20 protein-coding genes are annotated in these 21,193 nt (G+C 69.9%); 14 read left to right on the forward strand and 6 right to left on the reverse strand.

Annotated elements, in window-relative coordinates; translation table 11 throughout:
* Positions 1-42 precede the first annotated feature (42 nt).
* A complete protein-coding gene (locus A33M_RS04950) occupies positions 43-558 on the reverse strand; it encodes a GNAT family N-acetyltransferase (protein ID WP_040619379.1) in 516 nt (171 codons plus the stop codon).
* A 129-nt stretch (positions 559-687) separates the two neighbouring features.
* Between A33M_RS04950 and A33M_RS22180 the strand changes: the two genes are divergently transcribed.
* Positions 688-1,041 carry a hypothetical protein gene (locus A33M_RS22180; protein WP_157223336.1) on the forward strand — a complete coding sequence of 118 codons (354 nt, stop codon included), beginning with the start codon at positions 688-690 and terminating at the stop codon, positions 1,039-1,041.
* A 37-nt stretch (positions 1,042-1,078) separates the two neighbouring features.
* Here A33M_RS22180 and A33M_RS04960 read toward each other — a convergent pair whose 3' ends face one another.
* Positions 1,079-1,555, reverse strand: coding sequence for a cyclic nucleotide-binding domain-containing protein (locus A33M_RS04960; RefSeq protein WP_040619382.1), 477 nt, complete (start codon positions 1,553-1,555; stop codon positions 1,079-1,081).
* Between the two features lie 121 nt (positions 1,556-1,676).
* Positions 1,677-2,363: a response regulator transcription factor gene (locus tag A33M_RS04965; protein WP_008384197.1), complete on the reverse strand. Its 687-nt coding sequence runs from the start codon at positions 2,361-2,363 to the stop codon at positions 1,677-1,679.
* Between the two features lie 108 nt (positions 2,364-2,471).
* Between A33M_RS04965 and A33M_RS04970 the strand changes: the two genes are divergently transcribed.
* Positions 2,472-3,035 carry a L,D-transpeptidase family protein gene (locus A33M_RS04970; RefSeq protein WP_202801795.1) on the forward strand — a complete coding sequence of 188 codons (564 nt, stop codon included), beginning with the start codon at positions 2,472-2,474 and terminating at the stop codon, positions 3,033-3,035.
* A 17-nt stretch (positions 3,036-3,052) separates the two neighbouring features.
* On the opposite strand, the gene A33M_RS04975 is transcribed toward A33M_RS04970, so the two are convergent.
* Positions 3,053-3,781, reverse strand: a complete 729-nt coding sequence (locus tag A33M_RS04975; protein WP_040619365.1) for a YggS family pyridoxal phosphate-dependent enzyme — start codon at positions 3,779-3,781, stop codon at positions 3,053-3,055.
* Between the two features lie 115 nt (positions 3,782-3,896).
* Here A33M_RS04975 and A33M_RS04980 point away from each other — a divergent pair, with 115 nt between their 5' ends.
* From A33M_RS04980 to holA, 9 genes are all read left to right on the forward strand, one after another.
* Positions 3,897-5,531 carry a sensor domain-containing diguanylate cyclase gene (locus A33M_RS04980; RefSeq protein WP_008384200.1) on the forward strand — a complete coding sequence of 545 codons (1,635 nt, stop codon included), beginning with the start codon at positions 3,897-3,899 and terminating at the stop codon, positions 5,529-5,531.
* A 579-nt stretch (positions 5,532-6,110) separates the two neighbouring features.
* Positions 6,111-7,934 carry an NAD(P)H-dependent oxidoreductase subunit E gene (locus A33M_RS04985; RefSeq protein ID WP_052026851.1) on the forward strand — a complete coding sequence of 608 codons (1,824 nt, stop codon included), beginning with the start codon at positions 6,111-6,113 and terminating at the stop codon, positions 7,932-7,934.
* Complete coding sequence (locus tag A33M_RS04990) at positions 7,931-8,659, forward strand: 2Fe-2S iron-sulfur cluster-binding protein (RefSeq protein ID WP_008384203.1); 729 nt, start codon at positions 7,931-7,933, stop codon at positions 8,657-8,659. Before A33M_RS04985 ends, A33M_RS04990 begins: the two co-directional genes overlap by 4 nt.
* A complete protein-coding gene (locus A33M_RS04995) occupies positions 8,656-9,222 on the forward strand; it encodes an NADP oxidoreductase (RefSeq protein ID WP_008384204.1) in 567 nt (188 codons plus the stop codon). Before A33M_RS04990 ends, A33M_RS04995 begins: the two co-directional genes overlap by 4 nt.
* Before the next feature lie 14 nt (positions 9,223-9,236).
* On the forward strand, positions 9,237-10,721 hold the full coding sequence (locus tag A33M_RS05000; protein WP_008384205.1) for a Ni/Fe hydrogenase subunit alpha: 1,485 nt from the start codon (positions 9,237-9,239) through the stop codon (positions 10,719-10,721).
* A 289-nt stretch (positions 10,722-11,010) separates the two neighbouring features.
* Positions 11,011-11,505, forward strand: a complete 495-nt coding sequence (locus tag A33M_RS05005) for a hydrogenase maturation protease (RefSeq protein WP_040619389.1) — start codon at positions 11,011-11,013, stop codon at positions 11,503-11,505.
* Positions 11,506-11,601: 96 nt separating this feature from the next.
* Complete coding sequence (gene leuS / locus A33M_RS05010) at positions 11,602-14,226, forward strand: leucine--tRNA ligase (protein WP_040619366.1); 2,625 nt, start codon at positions 11,602-11,604, stop codon at positions 14,224-14,226.
* Between the two features lie 28 nt (positions 14,227-14,254).
* Complete coding sequence (gene lptE, locus A33M_RS05015) at positions 14,255-14,803, forward strand: LPS assembly lipoprotein LptE (protein ID WP_008384209.1); 549 nt, start codon at positions 14,255-14,257, stop codon at positions 14,801-14,803.
* 16 nt (positions 14,804-14,819) lie between these two features.
* Positions 14,820-15,845 carry a DNA polymerase III subunit delta gene (gene holA / locus A33M_RS05020; protein ID WP_008384210.1) on the forward strand — a complete coding sequence of 342 codons (1,026 nt, stop codon included), beginning with the start codon at positions 14,820-14,822 and terminating at the stop codon, positions 15,843-15,845.
* An 88-nt stretch (positions 15,846-15,933) separates the two neighbouring features.
* Here the strand turns inward: holA and A33M_RS05025 are convergent, their stop codons facing one another.
* Positions 15,934-16,386: a cache domain-containing protein gene (locus tag A33M_RS05025; protein ID WP_008384211.1), complete on the reverse strand. Its 453-nt coding sequence runs from the start codon at positions 16,384-16,386 to the stop codon at positions 15,934-15,936.
* A 281-nt stretch (positions 16,387-16,667) separates the two neighbouring features.
* Here A33M_RS05025 and A33M_RS05030 point away from each other — a divergent pair, with 281 nt between their 5' ends.
* From A33M_RS05030 to A33M_RS05040, 3 genes are all read left to right on the forward strand, one after another.
* Positions 16,668-18,155, forward strand: a complete 1,488-nt coding sequence (locus A33M_RS05030) for a methyl-accepting chemotaxis protein (RefSeq protein WP_008384212.1) — start codon at positions 16,668-16,670, stop codon at positions 18,153-18,155.
* A gap of 206 nt (positions 18,156-18,361) precedes the next feature.
* On the forward strand, positions 18,362-18,787 hold the full coding sequence (locus A33M_RS05035; protein ID WP_157223338.1) for a DUF6894 family protein: 426 nt from the start codon (positions 18,362-18,364) through the stop codon (positions 18,785-18,787).
* A gap of 261 nt (positions 18,788-19,048) precedes the next feature.
* Complete coding sequence (locus A33M_RS05040) at positions 19,049-19,906, forward strand: Crp/Fnr family transcriptional regulator (protein ID WP_008384214.1); 858 nt, start codon at positions 19,049-19,051, stop codon at positions 19,904-19,906.
* A 79-nt stretch (positions 19,907-19,985) separates the two neighbouring features.
* Here A33M_RS05040 and A33M_RS05045 read toward each other — a convergent pair whose 3' ends face one another.
* Complete coding sequence (locus A33M_RS05045; protein WP_008384216.1) at positions 19,986-20,993, reverse strand: chemotaxis protein CheB; 1,008 nt, start codon at positions 20,991-20,993, stop codon at positions 19,986-19,988.
* Between the last annotated feature and the right edge of the window lie 200 nt (positions 20,994-21,193).

Consider the following 21,193-nt stretch of genomic DNA (forward strand, 5'->3'; position numbering starts at 1 on the left):
TCGCGCCGCAACGCAGCCCGCGTCCGAGTTTCCAAACGGGCTCTAAGCCAGCCGCCGCACCATCAGCCGGGCGTCTTCGTCGTAGCTCGCGAGCTTTTGCCTCAGCTTTTCGTCACCAACCGCCGCCGTGACAAAAAGCTGGCGGTGCCAGAACGGCGCCGAGCCGCCGACCGCGACCAGCGTCATGGTGGCGAAGTTTTTCGACGCGGCATGCGCGCAAAGGTCCCGCACCACCGTGCCGGCGGCGCCGGTGCCGCGAACTTCCGGCAGCAGCGCGAGGTCGTGCAGGTACCAGGTGGTCGGCGCCTCGGGGAGCTTTTCGAGCCGCGTGTTCAGCGCCGGCGGCAAACCCGTCCAGGGATGGCTCAGCACGTAGCCGACGATGCGGGAGCCTCGCCAAAGCACGCGGCAGCCGTCCGGCGCGAGCGTCATGCGTTCGGCGAAGACGCTCGCGTCCTCCGGATAGGCGGCATGGACGGCGGCGGCGACCGCCGTCACCGCGGCGAGGTCGTCCGCCGCCATCGGCCGCCAGATGCTCGCATCGACGCACGACGACATCTCGAAAACACTCCCGCAGCAGTCGGCACCCCGTCGCTCGGCGGCGCCATCGAACCGCCCCATCCGTATCATACCGGCACGCGACGTTTCGCCACTGGCGGCGGCCCGCCGCCCTCCCACATGAGCGGCATGACACAGCATCCGACCGACCGTCCCGAAACCCCGCGCAGCGAGCCGGAGATTCTTCCGCCCGGCGCAGAGCCGCGCGGTCGCGCCGAAAATCCGTTCGGCGGCCACGCGCGCGGCGAGACCGTGTTCGTCACCGTGGACCGCGAGGGGCGCACCCGCTACGCGACCTTCAAGCCGCCGGGACCGTTCTCGATCGCCCTCGGCGTGGTGGTGATCGGCCTGATCGCCGCCGCCATCCTGTTCGTCGCCCTCGGCTTCGTGCTGTTCTGGGTGCCGGTGATCGCGATCGTCATCGCCGGCCTCGCCTTCTCCGGCTATCTGCGCGGCGCCTGGCGCAGCCTCACCGGGCGCTGATACCGGGGACGCCGGAAGCGGGCGCATCGGCCCGGCGTCAGCTCCGTCGCCCGGGCTCGAGCGAGGCGCGCACGGTCGCGATCTCCTCGGCGGTCTCGAGGGCGCGGCTCGCGAGATGATCGCGCAGCCGGTAGGCGGCGTCCGGGAATCCTTCGAGCATCTTCAGAAACAGCTGGCGCGGGATGCGCATCACCGCCGACGGCCCGGCGGCGACCGCGGTCACCGGCCGCACGGTGTCGATCAAGAGCGCCATCTCGCCGAGCAGCACGCCGGGCCCGACCGTGGTGCCGCCGGCCCCGCCGCCGCCGCTGCCCGCGCGCTCCGGATCGAGCCGGAACGCGCCCTCCTGCACGACGAAACCGCAGTCCGCCGGCTCGCCCGCCCGGAACAGAACCTCGCCGTCGGCCACCGCCCGGCTCTCGCAGCCGATCGCGAGAATGCGCAGCGCGTTCGGCCCGAGCAGGCGGAACGTCGGCACGCTTTCGAGGAAGCCGATATCGTCTTCGATGCTCATGCGGGCGACGAAGGGTCCGGGCCGGATGCGGCGCGAGGGTGCGGTCTCCGTCGGGTTCGGCCGGCCGCCCCCATTCGGCCGTGCCACGGGTTTCGGGAGGGTGCCGCCGCCCCCGCGGGCGTCACGGCACCAGCTTGTAGCCGCCCGCCTCGGTCACCAGAATGGCCGGGCTGGCCGCGTCGCGCTCCACTTTTTGGCGCAACCGATAAATGTGCGTCTCGAGAGTATGCGTGGTGACGCCTGAATTGTAACCCCAGACCTCCTGCAACAGCACCTCGCGCGCCACCGGCTTCTGCCCGGCGCGGTAGAGGAAGCGCAGGATCGCCGTCTCCTTCTCGGTCAGCCGCACCTTGTTGCCCTTCGGCCCGACCAGAAGCTTGGAGCTCGGCCGGAACGTGTAGGGGCCGATCGCGAACACCGCGTCCTCGCTCGCCTCGTGCTGGCGCAGCTGGGCGCGGATGCGGGCGAGCAGCACGGCGAAGCGGAACGGCTTCGGCACGTAGTCGTTCGCCCCCGATTCCAGCCCGAGAATGGTGTCGGAATCGGTGTCGTGGCCGGTCAGCATGATGATCGGCGCCTTGAAGCCGTTCTTGCGGAGAATCCGCACCGCCTCGCGGCCGTCGATGTCGGGCAGGCCGACATCCATGATCACCAGGTCGAACGGCTCGGCCTTGGCGGTCTGGACGCACTTCGCCCCGGTGTCGACCGCGACCGGCTCGAACTCGTCGTGCAACGACAACTGCTCGACCAGCGCCTCCCGCAGCTCGGCCTCGTCGTCGACGATCAGGATCTTCCGGGCATTCGGCATGGCTTCGGGGCCCCTGGCGCAACGCACCCAAAACACGGCATTGCGCGAAGTAGAGCATTCGGGGACAAAAGAGCAAGCACCAGAACGCCGGTTTATCGGGCCAGACCCTTGAATTCCCTGCTTCATCGCGCCACGCCGCCGGTTCGGCGGACGACCTTTCCACGAATCGTGGTGGTCGCCCGGCCCGCCGCACCGACCCACGGCCGGCTGCAGGGCGGGCGTATGCAGGCACCGGTTGCACTGGGCCGCGCCGGCATCCGCGCCGACAAGCGCGAGGGCGACGGCGCGACGCCGCGCGGCACGTTTCGCCCGGTGCGGGTGTGGTGGCGGCCGGACCGCGGCGCGCGTCCGCGCACCCGCCTGCCGGTGGTGCCGATCACGCCCGACCTCGCCTGGTGCGAGGACCCGGCCGACCGGCGCTACAACACACCGTTCCGCCTGCACGAGGGCGAGGCCGGCGACCGCCTGTGGCGCGCCGACGGGCTGTACGACCTTTTGGTGGAGATCGACCACAATGCCCGGCCGCGGATCGCCGGGCGTGGCAGCGCGGTGTTCGTGCACGTCGCTCGCCCGGGTTTTGCGCCGACCGCAGGATGCGTCGCGCTCGCCCCCGCCGCCCTACGCCGGCTGGTGGAAAGGCTCGGACGCGGCACCCGGATCGTGATCCGCTGACGGTCGTCCGCCGACGGTCATTGGCCGGCCGTCGCCTTCGGCCGGCTGCCGAAGATCGCCGTGCCGACCCGCACGTGCGTCGCGCCGAACCGGATGGCGGTGGCGAAATCGTCGCTCATGCCCATCGACAGGAGCTCGAGCCCGTTGCGGGCGGCGATCTTCGCGGTGAGGGCGAAATGCGGGGCCGGCGGCTCGTCGAACGGCGGGATGCACATCAGCCCGCCGATCGACAGCCCGTAGCCGGTGCGGCACGCTTCGAGGAAGGCGTCGGCCTCCTCCGGCAGAATGCCCGCCTTCTGCGGCTCCGCTCCGGTGTTGATCTCGACGAACAGGAGCGGCCGGCGGCCCTGCCGCTCCACCTCCTTGGCGAGCGCGACGCACAGGCTCGGGCGGTCGACCGAATGGATCGCGTCGAACAGCTCGACCGCCTCGCGCGCCTTGTTCGACTGCAACGGCCCGATGAAATGCAGCGCGACGCCCGGATGGCGGGCGGCCAGCGGCCCCCATTTGGCCTTCGCCTCCTGCACCCGGTTCTCGCCGAAGATCCGCTGGCCGGCGCCGATCACCGGCTCGATCGCCGCCGCCTCGAAGGTCTTGCTCACCGCCACCAGGGTGACCGAGGCGGGGTCGCGGCCGGCCTCGCGGCAGGCCTCGGCGATCTCCCGGCGCACCGCGGCGAGCCGGCCGGCCGGGCCGTCGACATCGGTCGGTGCGGTGGAAGACGAAGGCTTCGGAGAATCCGGCATGGCGGAAAAGCTCACATTCTAACGACCGGCGGAAGCGCGCCTTTACCCCCAGCGCGATACCCTCTCGGAGGGGCCGGGGACATCGATGTCGAACGCACGAGAACCGTCTCATAGCATGCGAGACCGCCCGCGGGGCAAGCCGAGCATCCGCTCCCGCCTGATGCTGCTGGCGCTGCTGGCCGTCGCGCCGTTGCTCGCCGACCGGGTGCGGCTGCTCGAGACCAGCCGTTCCGAGCGCCTCACCGAGACGCGTGCGGAAATGCTCGACCTCGCCCGCCGCGCCCGCGACGCCCAGGTCGCCTCCGTCGAATCGACCCGCGGCATCCTCAAGGTTCTCGCCGAGGCCTATGCCTCGCTCGGCGCCGAGCGGGCCGACTGCCGCGCCTTCCTCACCCGCTTCGTCGACGGCCTGCCGCGGGTCGCCGGCCTGTCGATCGTCGGGTCGGACGACCGGATCGGCTGCTCGACGCGGCCGCAGGCGATCGGCCTCGACCTGTCGGACCGTGACTACGTCGCCCGCGCCCGCGCGAGCGGCGGGCTGGTGCTCGGCGACTATCTGGTCGAGCGCACCTACGGCACCTCGGCGGTGCTGGTCGCCTATCCGGCGCCCGCGTCGGGCGGCGCGGCGCCGCCGGTGCTGCTCACCCCGGTCGAGCTGCATTGGCTCGCCCATGTCGGGGTCGGCGTGCAGGACCGGCCGGGCGCCGCCGCCTACCTGATCGACGGCAGCGGCCGGCTGCTGGCCGGCGTCGAGGGCAACCGCCGCATCGGCGACCTCGCCGCCGCCGACCGCCCGCTGGTGCGGGCGGTGCTGTCCGAGCCGGAGGGCACGGTGTCGCAAGCGGGGTTCGACGGCGCCCGCCGCATCTACGGCTTCGCCCGGCTGCCCGGCATCGACGCGACGCTGGTGGTCGGGGTCGACGAGCGCGCCGTGCTCGAGCGGATCTCGCACGAGACCGAGATCGCCTATCTCCACCTCGCCTTCTTCGTCGTGGTGACGATGATGGCCGCCTGGCTGATCGGCGAACATCTGGTCGTCGAGCCGATCCGCGCGCTCGCCCGCACCGCCACCCGGATCGGCCAGGGCGACCTGACCGCCCGGCCCGAGGTGGAGCGCTGGGCCTCGGAGTTCACCCCGCTCGCCACCGCGCTGACCGACATGGCGTGCCGGCTCTCCGAGCGCGAGCGCGAGCTGCGCTCGACCAATGCCCATCTCGAGGCGCTCGCCTCGATCGATGCGCTGTCCGGCCTCGCCAACCGCCGCTGCTTCGACGCCCGGCTCGCCGCCGCCTGGACCGCCGCCGCCGCGCGCGGCCAGTCGCTCGGCCTGCTGGTGATCGACGTCGACCATTTCAAGCTGTTCAACGATCGTTACGGCCACGTGCGCGGCGACGGCTGCCTGCGCCAGATCGGCCGGGTGCTGTCGGCGGCCGCCGCCGGCCCGTCCGACGTCGCCGCGCGCTGGGGCGGCGAGGAGTTCGTGCTTCTGTTGCCGAGCGCCGACACGGCGGCGGCGCGCGACGTCGCCGAGCGGCTGCGGCTCGCGGTGATCGCGCTGCGCATGAAGAACGAGGGCGCGCCGCTCGGCTTCCTCACCGTCAGCGTCGGCGTCGCCGCGCGCAAGCCCGGCTCGGGATCGACCCCCGACGAGCTGATCGAGGCGGCCGACGCCGCGCTCTATGCGGCCAAGAACCGCGGCCGCAACATGGTGGCGACCGACGAGCGCCACCTCTTCGCGATCGGCGCCTGATTTTTTCGCGCGCGACGTCCTCGTGAAACGATCCGCCCTGCGCGTGCCGCGCACCCGCAGGCCGCAACGCTGCGCGGAACGCGCCATGCCGCCAGTGCGGACGTCGCGTCCGCGATCTGATCACGACCTCATCACGACGAGCGGCATTCTCATAATCGGAAACCGCTGCGGCGCAAGGGCTTCCGCACCCTGCTGCAATGCAGGAGACCAACCGCGGCGCGAACCGGCCCGGCCGCTATGGAATGATCACCATTCCAAATGAGAAGGGCTCGCTCCGGTACATCGTGCAGCGCATGGCTGCGGCGACGCCGCCGTGCGTGCCGCGCGGCATCCGTTGTTCCCGCACACCAAACGTTCGCGCCACGAAGCACGAATCGCGCCAGCCCTTCTGTGCACATTCGACAGTCACGTCCGTCGACGGCGCAGGCACGCAACGCCCGGTCGAGCGGCGTCGCTGCCGCATATCGGGCCTTGCCTCGGCGCCGACGTGGAAGCATTCTATTTCTTGCAGATAGGTTCTCACGACGCAGATACGTTCTCACGAAGGTGACGTTCGTGAAGAGAGCAAAGAGCCGTGACATGAGTCAGTCGGTCGGCGACGACGGCCTCCCACTCGATCAGGCCGTGGAATCCATCCTCCTCCGTCATCAGCGCGACCCCGCCTGTCTGGTGCAGATCCTCCGCGAGCTGCAGGACCGGCTGGACTACATCTCGCCGCGCACCGTGCAGCAGCTCGCCGCGAAGCTCGAGATCCCGATCACGCGCGTGAAGAGCACGCTCGCCTTCTACTCGTTCCTCTACGACGAGCCGCGCGGGCGCTATCGGATCCTGTTCTCCGACAACATCACCGACCGCATGCTCGGCTCGATGGCGCTGTACCGGCACATGCTGAACCGGCTGAAGCTGGAGCCGGGCGAGGTGTCGGCCGACGGGCTGGTGTCGGTCGCGCTCACCTCCTGCACCGGGATGTGCGACCAGGGGCCGGCGCTCCTGGTCAACAACCGCGCGGTGACGCGGCTGACGCCCGAGCGGATCGACGAGATCATCGGCCTCATTCGCGCGCAGGTGCCGGTGTCGGCGTGGCCGGCGGCCTACTTCAAGGTCGAGGACAACATCCGCCGCGCCGATCTTCTGCTTAACACCGAATGGGTGCCGGGCGCAGCGCTCCAGACCGCGATCGAGCGCGGCCCGCACGGCGTGCTCGCCGAGCTGAAGCAATCGAACCTGCGTGGCCGCGGCGGCGCCGGCTTCACCACCGGCATCAAATGGGAAGCCGCGCGCAAAACGCCGGCGGAGGCGCGCTGGGTGGTGTGCAACGCCGACGAGGGCGAGCCCGGCACCTTCAAGGACCGTGTCCTGCTGCAGTCCTATGCCGGCTCGATCTTCGAGGGGATGATCATCGCCGCCTACACGATCGGCGCGAAGCGCGGCTTCCTCTATCTGCGCGGCGAGTACACGTATCTGCTGCCCTCGCTCGAGGCGACGCTCGCCGATCTGCGCCGCCGCAACCTGCTCGGCGAGGACATTTGCGGGGTCGAGGGCTTCGACTTCGAGATCGATGTTCACGTCGGCGCCGGCGCCTATGTGTGCGGCGAGGAGACCGCGCTGATCGAATCGCTCGAGGGCAAGCCGGGGCGGCCGCGCATCCGCCCGCCGTTCCCGGTGTCGCGCGGCTATCGCGACCAGCCGACCGTCGTCAACAATGTCGAGACGCTGTGCAAGGTGGTGGAGGTGATGCTGCGCGGCGGCGCCTGGTACAAGGGCCAGGGCACCCGCCAGTCGACCGGCACGAAGATCCTCTCGGTGTCGGGCGACGTCGAGCGGCCCGGCCTCTACGAGTATCCGTTCGGCGTGCGCGTCGCCCAGGTGCTTGAGGACGCCGGCGCGATCGAGCCGCGCGCGGTGCAGATCTCGGGCGCCTCCGGCACCTGCCTGACGCGCCGCGAGTTCGGCCGCCGCATCGCCTTCGAGGACGTGCCGACCGCCGGCTCCTTCATGGTGTTCGGCAAGGGCCGCGACCTGTTCGAGATGGCGCAGAATTTCGCGCATTTCTTCGCGCACGAGAGCTGCGGCTTCTGCACGCCGTGCCGGGTCGGCACCTCGCTGGTCGCGTCGATCCTCGACAAGATCGGCGACGGCCACGGCACCGAGTACGAGATGAACGAGCTCGCCTTCCTGTCGCAAGTGATCAGGAGCGCCAGCCAGTGCGGACTCGGCCAAGCCTCGTGCAACGCGCTGACCGACACCATCCAAAAGTTCCGCGGCGACTACGAGCGGCGGCTGCGCCCGATCGACTTCGAGCCGGCCTTCGATCTCGACGCGGCGCTCGGCAAGGCGCGGGCGATCACCGGGCGCGACGATTCCGGCGCACGGCTCTCGACGCGGGTGGACATCGACCAATGAGCGACATCGAGTATTCCTTCACGATCGACGGCCAGCAGGTGCGCTTCACGCCGGGCGAGACGATTCTGCAGGCGGCGCTGAAGGCCGGCATCTTCATCCCGCATCTGTGCTTCCATCCGGAGTTCCGGCCGCACGGCAGCTGCAAGCTGTGCACCGTGGTGGTGAACGGCCGCACCACGGCGGCCTGCACCACGCGGGCGATGCCGGGCCAGGACGTCTACAGCGACAAGCCGGAGCTCAACAGCCACCGGCGGCTCCTCCTGCAGATGCTGTTCGTCGAGGGCAATCACTTCTGCCCGGGCTGCGAAAAATCCGGCAACTGTCAGCTCCAGGCGCTCGCCTACGACCTCGAGATGCTCAACCCGCATTTTGCCCACTTCTTCCCGAAGCGGCCGGTCGACGCCTCGCATCCGGACGCGGTGCTCGATCTCAACCGCTGCATCATGTGCGAGCTGTGCGTGCGGGCATCGCGTGACGTCGACGGCAAGAACGTGTTCGCGCTGGCCGGCCGCGGGCTCGACTCGCATCTCGTGGTCGATTCCAAATCCGGCAAGCTCGGCGACAGCACGTTCGCGGCCACCGACAAGGCGGCGAGCGTTTGCCCGGTCGGCGCCATCCTGCCGAAGGGCAAGGGCTTCGCGGTGCCGATCGGCGAGCGCGTCTACGACAAGGAATCGATCCGCGAGAAGGTCGTCGGTCTCGCCGACACGGGAGCCGAGCCATGAACGCGATCGCCGACGTCGACACCCGCAGCGCGGTGCGCAAGCTGCGCGTCGCCACCACCTCGCTCGGCGGCTGCTGTGGCTGCCACATGTCGTTCCTCGACATCGACGAGCGCATCATCCAGCTCGCCGAGCACGTCGATTTCGACCGCTGCCCGCTGACCGACCTCAAGCATTGCGGGCCGTGCGACATCGGCATCATCGAGGGCGCGGTGTGCAACGCCGAGAACGTCCATGTGCTGCGCGAGTTTCGCAGGAACTGCAAGGTGCTGGTCGCGCTCGGCGCGTGCGCGGTGACCGGCGGCCTGCCGGCGCTGCGCAACCGGGTCGATCTCGACGACTGCCTGACGCGCGTCTATGCCGGCCGCGGCAACGGCGGCGCGGTGCCGAACGATCCCGAGCTGCCGCTGCTGCTCGACTCGGTGTTTCCGATCAACGAGGTCGTGCGGGTCGACTACTTCGTGCCCGGCTGTCCGCCGCCAGAGCAGGCGATCTGGAAGCTTCTGTCCGACCTGATCGTCGGCCACATGCTCCGCCTCGAAGACAAGCTCATCCGCTTCGACTGAATCGGTGCATCGTCATGTCGTCTCTCGAAACCGTCGCGGTTCCGCAAAAATATCGCCGCATCTCGATCGATCCGGTCACCCGGGTCGAGGGTCACGGCAAGGTCACCATCCTGCTCGACGACGACAATCAGGTGCATCAGGTGCGCCTGCACATCGTCGAGTTCCGCGGCTTCGAGATCTTCATCGAGGGCCGGCCCTATTGGGAGGTGCCGGTCACGGTGCAGCGGCTGTGCGGCATCTGCCCGGTCAGCCATCACCTCGCCGCCGTCAAGGCGATGGACATCATCGCCGGCGCCAAGGCGATCCCGCCGACCGCGGAGAAGCTGCGGCGGCTGATGCATTACGGTCAGATCCTGCAGTCGCACGCGCTGCACTTCTTCCATCTGTCGTCGCCCGACCTCCTGCTCGGCTTCGACAGCGACGTGACGAAGCGCAACATCATCGGCGTGGTCGCCGAGCATCCCGAGCTCGCCCGCCAGGGCGTGCTTCTGAGAAAGTTCGGCCAGGAGGTGATCCGCCACACCTCCGGCAAGCGCATTCACGGCACCGGCGCGATCCCCGGCGGCATGAACAAGGCGCTGACGATCTCCGAGCGCGACGAGATGCGTTGTGAGGTCGATCAGGTGATCGCCTGGGCGCGCAAGGCGGTGCAGCTCACCAAGAAGCTGTTCGCCACCAACCCCGAATTCTACGACCGGTTCGGCATGGTCGACTCCAACATGATGTCGATCGTCGACGACGAAGGCCGGCTCGATCTCTATCACGGCGGCCTGCGTGTCAAAAACGCAGAAGGGCGCATCCTGCTCGATCACGTCGATTACGCGACCTACGACCAGGTGATCGGCGAGGAGGTGAAGCCCTGGACCTACATGAAGTTCCCCTATCTGTGCTCGCTCGGGCCGGAGAAGGGCTGGTACAAGGTCGGGCCGCTCGCCCGCGTGCAGACCGCCGATCGCCTCTCGACTCCGTTCGCGGAGGAGGAGCGTCACGAGATGATGCAGGCGAGCAACGGCCGGCCGGTGCACGGCGCGCTGCAGTATCACGTCGCCCGGCTGATCGAGCTGTTGCACGCCGCCGAGGTGATTCGTGATCTGCTCGACGATCCCGACATCACCGGCACCGATCTCCTCGCTGATTTCGGGCCGCGCCGCCGCGAAGCGGTGGGTGCGATCGAGGCGCCGCGCGGCACGCTGTTCCATCACTACCGCGTCGACGAGGAGGGACTGGTCGACTACTGCAACCTGATCGTCTCGACCACCAACAACAATCAGGCGATGAACGAGGCGGTGCGTCACGTCGCCCGCCATCATCTGTCCGGCCGCACCATCACCGAGGGTTTGCTCAACCGCATCGAGGTGGCGATCCGCGCCTACGATCCGTGCCTCTCCTGCGCCACCCACGCGCTCGGCCAGATGCCGCTCGAGGTCGAGCTGCGCGATCCCGACGGCGCGCTGGTGCACAAGGTGCGCAAGGATTCCGACGCGGTGTCGTGCGGATGAGGGGGGCGACTTCGGATGCATGCATCCGTCATGCGCGGGCTCCGACCCCCGCATCCATCGAAATCAAAAAGCGTCCTTGTTTTCGGTTCGATGGATCGCCGGGTCGAAGCCCGGCGATGACGGCGGAGAGCTTTTCGAGCCGCGTAGTTCCAACTGAAACGTTTGGCATTTTTTTCTTGTGTGTATCCCATAGCGCCTTCGCGGGGACGAGCGGAGCAAGGGGCGGCCGCGCCTCGGCATCGCGCGCGCCGGTCGCGGATGCGTGGCCATCGGCCGGCCGGGGGCGGTCGTGACTCCCCTCGTGGTGCTCGCCTGCGGCAATCCGAGCCGCGGCGACGACGCCATCGGCCCGGCGCTGCTCGCGCGCATCGCAAAAGCGTTTCCCGAGCTGCCGACGGTGGAGGACTTCCAGTTCCAGGTGGAGCACGTGCTCGACATGGAGGAAGCGGCGCTGGTGCTGTTTCTCGATGCCGGCACCGGCGACCTGCCGCCGATCTCCTTCACCGAGGTTTTTCCGCACAAGGACACCGGCAGCGCCTCGACCCACGCGATGGAGCCCTCCGGCCTGCTCGCGGTGTTCGAGACCGTGGTCGGCCGCGCGCCACCGCCCGCCTTCGTCTTCTGCGTGCGCGGTGAGACGTTCGGCCTCGGCGAGCCGATGTCGGAGGCGGCCGTCGCCCGGCTGGACGAGGCCTGGCCGCTGCTCGGCGAGCTGTGCGAGACCCCCGACGCCGAAATTTGGCGCGCCCGGGTGACGGTGCCGTCGAGCGCGCCTCGCGCCTGAAAAGGCCCCAAAAACCCCGATCGGCGCGCAATCGTTGACCCCGGCGGCACTTTGATGTCCAACGGGCGCAACATCGCGCAACCGAAGCCGACAGAAATGACCGCAGAACGCTACAACGCCCGTGTCGCCGAGCCGCGCTGGCAACAGGTGTGGGACGAGAAGGGCATCTTCGCCTCGAAGAACGACGATCCGCGCCCGAAATACTACGTGCTCGAGATGTTCCCGTACCCGTCGGGCCGCATCCACATGGGCCACGTGCGCAACTACACGATGGGCGACGTGGTGGCCCGCTACAAGCGCGCCAAAGGGTTCCGGGTGCTGCATCCGATGGGCTGGGACGCGTTCGGCATGCCGGCCGAGAACGCGGCGATGGCCAACAAGGTGCATCCGCGCGAATGGACCTATGCCAACATCGCGGCGATGAAGGCGCAGCTCAAATCGATGGGGCTGTCGCTCGACTGGGCGCGCGAGGTCGCGACCTGTGACCCGAGCTATTACAAGCACCAGCAGCGCATGTTCCTCGACTTCCTCGCGGCGGGGCTCGTCGAGCGCAAGCAGTCGAAGGTGAACTGGGATCCGGTCGACCAGACGGTGCTGGCGAACGAGCAGGTGATCGACGGCCGCGGCTGGCGCTCCGGTGCGCTGGTCGAGCAGCGCGAGCTGACCCAGTGGTTCTTCAAGATCACCAAGTATTCGCAGGAGCTTCTCTCGGCGCTCGATACGCTCGACCGCTGGCCGGAAAAGGTCCGGCTGATGCAGAAGAACTGGATCGGCCGCTCGGAAGGCCTGCACGTGCGCTTCGCGCTCGATCCGGCGACCACGCCGAACGGCGAGAGCGAGCTCGAGATCTTCACCACCCGGCACGACACGCTGTTCGGCGCGAAGTTCATGGGCCTGTCGCCGGACCATCCGCTCGCCAAGGCGGCGGCCGAGAAGAACCCGGCGCTGAAGGCGTTCATCGCCGAGTGCAAGAAGGTCGGCACCGCGCAGGAGGCGATCGACAAGGCCGAGAAGCGCGGCTTCGACACCGGCATCCGGGCGATCCATCCGTTCGACCCGAGCTGGCGGCTGCCGGTCTATGTCGCCAACTTCGTGCTGATGGAGTACGGCACCGGCGCCATCTTCGGCTGCCCGGCGCACGACCAGCGCGACCTCGATTTCGTCAACAAGTACGGGCTCGGCAACACGCCCGTGGTGTGCCCCGAGGGGCAGGACCCGAAGATGTTCGTGGTCGGCGACGAGGCTTTCGTCGGCGACGGCCGGATGATCAATTCCCGCTTCCTCGACGGCATGACGTTCGCCGAGGCGCAAGAGGAAGTGGCGAAGCGGCTGGAAGGCACGGTGCGGGGCAACGCGCCGGTCGGCCGCCGCGAGGTGATGTATCGCCTGCGCGACTGGGGTATTTCGCGGCAGCGCTACTGGGGCTGTCCGATCCCGGTGGTGCACTGCCGAACCTGCGGCGTGCAGCCGGTGCCGGCCGCCGATCTGCCGGTGACGCTGCCGGACGACATCACCTTCGATCGGCCCGGCAATCCGCTCGACCGCCATCCGACCTGGAAGCACACGACCTGCCCGAAATGCGGCGGCAAGGCGGTCCGCGAGACCGACACGATGGACACCTTCGTCGACTCGTCGTGGTACTTCGTGCGCTTCACCGACCCGTGGATCGAGACCGCGCCGACCGACCGGCCGGCGGCCGACTCGTGGCTGCCGGTCGACCAGTATATTGGCGGCATCGAGCACGCGATCCTGCACCTTCTCTATTCGCGCTTCTTCACCCGCGCGATGAAGGCGACCGGCCATGTCGGCATCGAGGAGCCGTTCGCCGGCCTGTTCACGCAAGGCATGGTGGTGCACGAGACTTACAAGGGCACCGACGGCCACTGGGTGATGCCGGCCGAGGTGACCATCGAGACGGTCGAGGGCAAGCGCACCGCAAAGCTTTCCGACGGCACACCGGTCGAGATCGGGCCGGTGGAGAAGATGTCCAAGTCGAAGAAGAACACCATCGACCCGGACGAGATCATCAAGACCTACGGGGCGGACGTCGCCCGCTGGTTCATGCTGTCGGACTCGCCCCCCGAGCGCGACATCGAATGGACCGAGGAGGGCGTGCAGGCCCGCTGGACTTTTGTTCAGCGCCTGTGGCGGATCGTCAACGAGGCGGCCGAGGTGGCATCGGCGGGCGACCTGCCGCGCCCGGCCTTTTTCGGCGAGCCGGCCTTGGCGCTGCGCAAGGCCACCCACCAGGCCCTTTCGCGGGTCTCGGACGATATCGAAAAACTGCGGTTCAACCGCTGCGTCGCCCATATCTACGAGCTCGCCAACGCGGTGCAGGCCTCGCTGGCGGCGGCCGGCGCGAGCCCGGACCAGGACTATCGCTGGGCGGTGCGGGAATGCGCCGAAATCCTCGTGCAGCTCTTTCACCCGATGATGCCGCACCTCGCCGAGGAGTGCTGGGAGGTGCTGGGCCAGCCCGGACTGGTGGCCGAGGCGGCGTGGCCGGAGGTCGAGGCCGATCTTCTGGTCGAGGACACCATCACCCTACCGGTGCAGGTCAACGGCAAGAAGCGGGGTGATGTCACCGTGCCACGGACCGCCGGAAAAGCGGAGGTGGAGGCTGCCGCTCTGGCGCTCGATGCGGTACAAAAGGCGCTCGATGGCAAGCTGCCGAAGAAGGTGATCGTCGTCCCGAACAGGATCGTCAATGTGGTCGCTTGAGGCGTCCCGGCGAAACGCCGCCGGTTTCGTGCACACCCTGTCCGGCCGCGTCGGCCGGGCGGCGGCGGCGCTCGCGGTGGCGGGGCTCCTCGCCGGCTGCTTCCAGCCGCTCTACGGCAACCGCACGCTCGACGGCGGCCCGGCGCTCAACACTGCGCTGTCGGGCATCGACATCGCCCAGATTCCGGCGGCCAACGGCACGCCGGAGGCGCGCATCGCGGTCGAGCTGCGCAACAAGCTGATGTTCGACCTCTCCGGCGGCAACCCGTCGGCGCCGACCCACCGGCTCGACATCCGCATGACCTCGACCCGCGTGTCGGTGATCGTCGACGTCGAGACCAACCGTCCGGACGTCGAGAATTACGGCCTCACCGCCAGCTACACGCTGGTCGACCTGCAGACCGGCAAGCCGGTGGTCACCGACCAGACCTTTGCCCGCGTGTCCTACGACATTCCGGGCCAGCAGCAGCGGTTCGCCCGCCAGCGCGCGCTGCGTGACGCCGAGGACCGCGCCGCCGGCGTGATCGCCGAGTCGATCCGCAACCGGCTCGCCTCCTATTTCGTCGCCGGCACCTGACGATGGTCGCCCCGACATGGTCGCCCTGAAGGGCGCCGAGATCGGCGCCTTCGTCCGCCGTCCCGACGCCGCCCGCCCGATCGTGCTGGTGTACGGCCCCGATGCGGGCCTCGTGCGCGAGCGCGTGGAGGCGTTGGTCGCCGCCTCGGTCGACGATCCGTCCGATCCGTTCTCGCTGGTGCGGCTCGAGGCCGACGGGCTCGACCATCCGGGCCGGCTGGCGGAAGAGGCGCACACCGTGCCGCTGTTCGGCGGGCGCCGTGCGGTGTGGCTGAAGGCCGGCCGCTCCAACATCGCCCCGGCGATCGAGGCGCTCGCGGCCGACCCGCCGGCCGACTGCCGGGTGGTGATCGAGGCGGGCGATCTCAAGCGTGACTCCGCGCTGCGCACCGTGTGCGAGAAGGCGCGCGCCGCGGTGGCGCTACCCTGCTACGTCGACGGCGACGATGCGCTCGGCCGCCTGATCGACCAGGAGATGCGCGAGGCGGGCCTGTCGATCGCCCCCGACGCCCGCACGCTGCTGATCTCGCTGGTCGGCGGCGATCGCCGCGCCTCGCGCGGCGAGGTGCGCAAGCTCGCGCTGTACGCCCACGGCAGCGGGACGGTCGAGGTCGACGACGTGCTGGCGGTGGTGGCGGACGCCTCGGCGCTGGCGCTCGACGAGGTGGTGGACGCCGTGTTTGCCGGCAATGTCGCGGCGTTCGACCAGGAATTCGCCCGCGTGCGGGCGGGCGGCACGCCGGCGGCGACGGTGATCTCGGCGGCCTTCCGCCACGCCGTGCAGCTTCATCGGGCAAAACTCGCGATGGAGGCCGGCAGCCCGGCGCAGGAGGCGATACGGGCCGGCTTTCGCGGGCTGTTCTTCAAGCGCGAGGGGGCGGTGCGCGCCGCGCTCGGCAACTGGACGGCGGACAAGCTCGCCGCCGCGATGGCCGACCTCGCCGAGACCATCGCCACGACGCGGCGCCGGCCGGCGACGGCCGACGCCGCCTGCCACCGCGCGCTGCTGGTGATCGCCCAGCGCGCGCGGCGACGGCGGTGACCCGAAGGACCGCGACCCGCGGCACGGTCCCTCGCGCGGCGAGGCCCACGCGAAAGAGTCACCGGTCAGGTCCGGGGAAGGCCGCCGCTCACTTGTAGTAGCCGACCGCGCAGCCCTGGTCGCCGGCCTTGGTGACGTAGGTCTCCTTCTGCACCGGCTCGGTCTCGCCGGGCTTCGGCCACATGTAGTCGACCGTCGAGATGGAGTCCTTCTGGGCGGCGGCGAACAGCCGGTCGCCGAACACTTTTCCGGTCTTGTCCTTCAGCGTCTTGACGTCCTTGCCGGCGAGGGTCGGATGGGCGGTGAAGAGGCCGGTGCCGGCATCGAAGCAGAAGACGTAGAGGTCGCGGTCCTTGAAGCCCGGCGCGCCGGACTTGAACTTCTCCAGCGCCGCCGTCTCGTCGGTCTTCACCGCGGCGACGGCGCGTTCCAGCATCGCCTTGGCCTCGGCGGCGGTGCCGGTGTCGGCGGCCGGCGCGAGGCTCGGCCAGGCGAGCGCCGCCAGGGTGACGGCGGTGGCGAGCAGGGTGGTCGTCTTCATGGAAAAAATTCCTCCCGTTTCTTGCGATGTCGGACTTTTGCGATGTCTCGAATCAATCGTCTGCCGGCCGGTGAACCGAGCCACCGCCGGCGGTAGGATTATGGGTGCCGCCGCTCCCGGCGCAACCTGGACGTAGGGATGAGCCGGCGCGACCCGCACCGGCAGGCGAATTGCTCTTTTGCGGCGCAGCAGCGGCAGCGATTAACTGCATGGTAGTGTCGACCGGGGCACTCTCCGCAATCGCCCGGAGGGGGCCGGGCGCCGCACGGAAAAGGCTTTCCATGACACGAACTCTGCTCGCGCCGCGGCCGGTGGCCCGGCCCGAACGCTCGCCCGACGCGCAGCCCGAGGCACCGTCGCTCGCGAAGAGTGCGCCGAACGCCGCGGACACGGTGGTGCGGACCCTGGCGCGGGCGGTCGGCGACCTGTCGGTCGAGCTCGCCGACATCGCCGGCAACATCGCCTCGGTCGACGCCAAGGCGGAGCAGCTGACGAGCGAGTGTCACGGGGTCGCGGACGCGGCGACCGAGCTGACCGTCTCGAACCGCCGGATCGGCGACGCGGCGGGGCAGGCGGACGCCACCATCCAGGCGGCGTGCGGCGAGATGGAGGCCTCCTCCGACGCGGTGCAGACCTCGCTCGGCGAGATCAGCGCGCTCGCCACCGCCACCGCCGGCTTCGAGGCGAAGCTCGACGGGCTGCGCAGCGCGCTCGAGCGGGTGGCGAAGGCGGCCGGCGGCATCGACGCGATCGCCCGCCAGACCAATCTGCTGGCGCTCAACGCGACGATCGAGGCGGCGCGCGCCGGCGAGGCCGGCAAGGGGTTCGCGGTGGTCGCCGGCGAGGTGAAGGCGCTCGCCAAGCAAACGTCCGCAGCGACCGCCGAGATCGCCGCGACGCTGGCGCTGCTCGACACCCAGACCCGCGGGCTGATGGCGGAATCGGCCGAGACGGTGCAGCGCGCCCACACCGTCCAGGCCGGCACCGCGGCGATCCGCCAGGTGGTCGATCACGTCGGCCCGGCGATGATCCGCATGCGCGGCGACATGCGGATGATCGTCGAGGCGAACGGCGACATCCAGAACCGCTGCGACGCCCTCCAGGCGGCGTTCGAGGCGATGAGCGGGCACATCTCGCAGTCGTCGAACGATCTGCGCACCGCCGACCAGCGCGTCCAGGCGCTCCTGCGCAAGAGCGAGGAGCTGGCGCTCCTGTCGGCGCAGGCGGGCGTCGAGACCGACGACACGCCGTTCATCGCCTTGGTGCGCGAGGCGGCGGAGAGGGTCGCGGCGCTGTTCGAGGCGGCTTTGGCGGGCGGGCAGACGACGATCGCCGACCTGTTCGACGAGGCTTACGTGCCGGTGCCGGGCAGCGATCCGCGCCAGGTGACGACCCGCTTCACCGCGCTGTGCGACCGGCTGCTGCCGCCGCTCCAGGAGTCGCTGCTCGGGAAAAACTCTCAGATCGCGTTCTGCGCGGCGGTCGACCGCAACGGCTATCTGCCGACCCACAACAAGAAGTTCTCGCAGCCCCAGCGGCCGGGCGAGACCGCCTGGAACACCGCGAACTGCCGCAACCGGCGAATCTTCGACGACCGCACCGGGCTGGCCGCCGGGCGCAACACCAAGCCGTTCCTGCTGCAGACCTATCGCCGCGACATGGGCGGCGGCAAGTTCGTGCTGATGAAGGACTGCTCGGCGCCGGTCGTGGTGCGCGGCCGCCACTGGGGCGGCTTTCGGATGGGCTACACCGCGCGCGCGCAGGGCTGATCACCGCCGACCCGGCCGACCCGGCGGACGCGGCCGGGCCGCGTTGGTCGGCGGCCGGTGGGCGGCCGGAAATACCCTTTGGGGCAGAGAGGTGCGATGATGGGGCCGATCGGCGAGCATGTCGCTTTCGCACGTCGGCCGCCGAACTTTCGGTTCGCGACCGCGTTGTGAGCAACGCATCCGTGCGTCCGGACCGGGAAGTCTCGATGAGAACAATCCCCACGCGCTACCACTTCGATCTCGCCATGGGACATCGCTCGGTGCTCGATCGTGAGGGCATGCCGTTCGCGGACGACGCCGCGGCGATCGTCCATGCCGAGGCGGTCGCCCTCGAGCTGATGCGGAATCGGGAGCGGGCGACGCATTTCTGGAGCCTGCTGGTCCGCGACGCCGGGTGCCGGGTGGTGGCGGTTTTGCGGTTCGTCGACCTCGATCCGACGCTGGCCGACTTCGATCCCGCCCTCCGCAGCACGATGCGACGCACCGTCCACGCCGCCGGCGACCTCGGGGCGACCGTTCGCGAGGTCCGGTCGAGTCTGCTCCGTCTCCGCAGCACGATGGCGCAGGCGGACCGGACGCTCCATCTCGCCGCGGCGGACGGCGAGCGCCTGCGAGCAGTCGCCTCGCCGTAGGCGAGGTGCGGTCACACCGCAAGCCCGCCCTGTCGGCTTATATCTTTATTATGTCGCCGCGGGAACTTTCGCCCGTGACGCGCATTGAGGTAGCGCGGGGGAGGTGCCGGTCTGCATGTCCTGGCCCGCTCACCGGTCGCGACCACGTCGTGAGCCTGTCCGGATGCACCGGAGAAGGCATCGGCGCGCGGGTCCTGCTGCGGCGCTCGCCCCGTCTGCAACTCCGCCTGCATCGACGGCCAGCAACCAGAGGACAGAGCGATGGAAACGGTCGCCGTGCACAGCCGTGCACCGGACGCGAACGCGCAGCAGCCGAACGCGCGCTCGAGGACCAATCTGGTCCTCGCGGCGCTGTCCCCCGAGGCCCGCGCGCATCTCGTCTCCCACCTGCGAATCCAGACGCTGCCCGAACGGTATCTCCTGTGGGAGTGCGGCAGCAGGCCGGAGCGGATCTGGTTCCCGGTCTCGGCCCTCGTCTCGGTGCTCGCCCCGACGCCGGCCGGCACCGCCCTCGAGGTCGGCAGCGTCGGCTTCGACGGCGCGCTGGGCTTCGACGGGCACGGCCCGTCCTTCACGCGGGCGACGGTTCGATCCGCCGGCATCGTCGCCTCGCTGCCGGTCCAGGTGTTCGCGACGGCGGCCGCCGAGCGCGAGGAGCTCCGCCGGCTCGAGGCGGTCTGCCGGGAATGGCTGACGGTGCAGGCCCAGCAGGCCTCGCTGTGTCATGCCACCCACACCGCCGAGGCGCGGTTCGCCCGCTATCTTATGCGCGCGGCGGAGTTCGCCGAGACCGGCGTCGTCACCGCGACCCAGGAGACGGCGGCCGAGATGCTCGGCCTGCGGCGCACCACGGTGACGCTGATCGCCGGCAACCTGCAGGCCGCCGGGATCATCCGATACCGCCGCGGCGTCATCACCATCTGCGACCCGGCGGCGCTGCGGGCGACCGCCTGCCCGTGCACCGAGGTGCTCGGCCGCGACCGGTGGCCTTCGGAGATTCTGCTCCGGGCCGGAAGCCGCGCAGCCGGCTCCTCCGACGACGGCGCGCGCGAGCAGGTCGGCGCCGTCCGGTCGGTGCCGCCGGCGAGCGACGCCGGGCGAGCGACGCCGGGCGAGTGATTCCCGTGGCCGGGAGGACCGACACGGTCTTCCCGGCCCGCCGCCGGCAGCCGGCACCCCCCGCGCATTCGGCGCGAGGTCACTCCGCGACCACGCGGCTCCCCGCGCGATCCATCCGCTGAAGCGCCTCCTCGAGCACCGCGATCTCCCGCCGGTACTCGATCGCGCGCTGCCGCCAGTTCGCCGCGAGCGACGGGCGGGCGTCGTGTTCCGACTGCTCGGCCAGCTTCTCCACCAGCGCGATCCGCTCCTCGAAGCCGCGCAGTGCGCTGGCGATCGCGCGACGCACGTTCTCGTCGAGCGCGAGGGTCATCATCTCGGCGGTGTAGGCGTGGCCGACATGGCAGCGGAAGCGCAGCAGCTCGCCCTCGTCGAACTCCCACATCACGCCGCCGCAGTCCGGGCAGGCCAGCACCGAGCGACGCCCGTGGTGATCCAGCTCGTGCATGGCCGCCCGTCCCGTTCTCGCGATCTCGACGTCGAAGCGCAAGCCGTCCGGCACGGGCACCGGCAAGCCCGCCGGCTGGTCGACCAAGCGCGCGAGCAGCTTCGGCAGGTCGGCGAGGCCGACCACGTGATCGGCCCTGACCCGCTCCAGCGCGGTCTCCGGCATCTGGGCGAACTCGGCATCGGCCGGGTCCTGCACCACGGTGATGCCGCCGCACGCGCCGACCGCCCACAGGCCCGACGCCCCGTCGCCGAGCGTCCCGGTCAGCACCACGCCGATCAGCCGCGGCCCGCAGCAGATCGCCGCCGAGCGCAGCATCGGATCGATCGCCGGCCGCACGTTGTTCTCGCGCGGGCCGTGGCCGAGCCGCAGCCGGTCGTCCTCCATCAGGAGATGCCGGCCGGGCGGAGCGATGTGAATGTGCCCGGTCCGCATCGTCTCGCCGTCCTCGGCGAAATGGGCCGGCAGCGGTCCGGCACCGGTGAGGATCTCGTCGAGCACCGACTTGGCGTCGGCCGGCAGATGGATCGTCACCAGCACCGCGGCGGAAAGCTGCTCCGGAAAGTTTTGCGCCAGCGCGATCAGGGCCTTCACGCCACCGGCCGAGGTGCCGATGGCGACGATGTCCCGGTTGGCCATGCCGTACCTCTCGTTCCGCCACCGAGACGGCAACCCCTCGTGACGAGTCGCGTTCCTCGGTCGGCCGGCGGACCGATCTCGGCGAATTGGTTGTACGGCCGCATCACCCACGATATTTTGTGTTCCGAACAACATCATCGCGGTCCGCGGGCAGCGGCACCGTCGTCGGCGGACGCGGGGTGCGTGGGCGAGCCGGACGG

Origin of the sequence: Rhodovulum sp. PH10, from assembly GCF_000293785.1 — a bacterium.
Taxonomy (GTDB): Bacteria; Pseudomonadota; Alphaproteobacteria; order Rhizobiales; family Xanthobacteraceae; genus Rhodoplanes.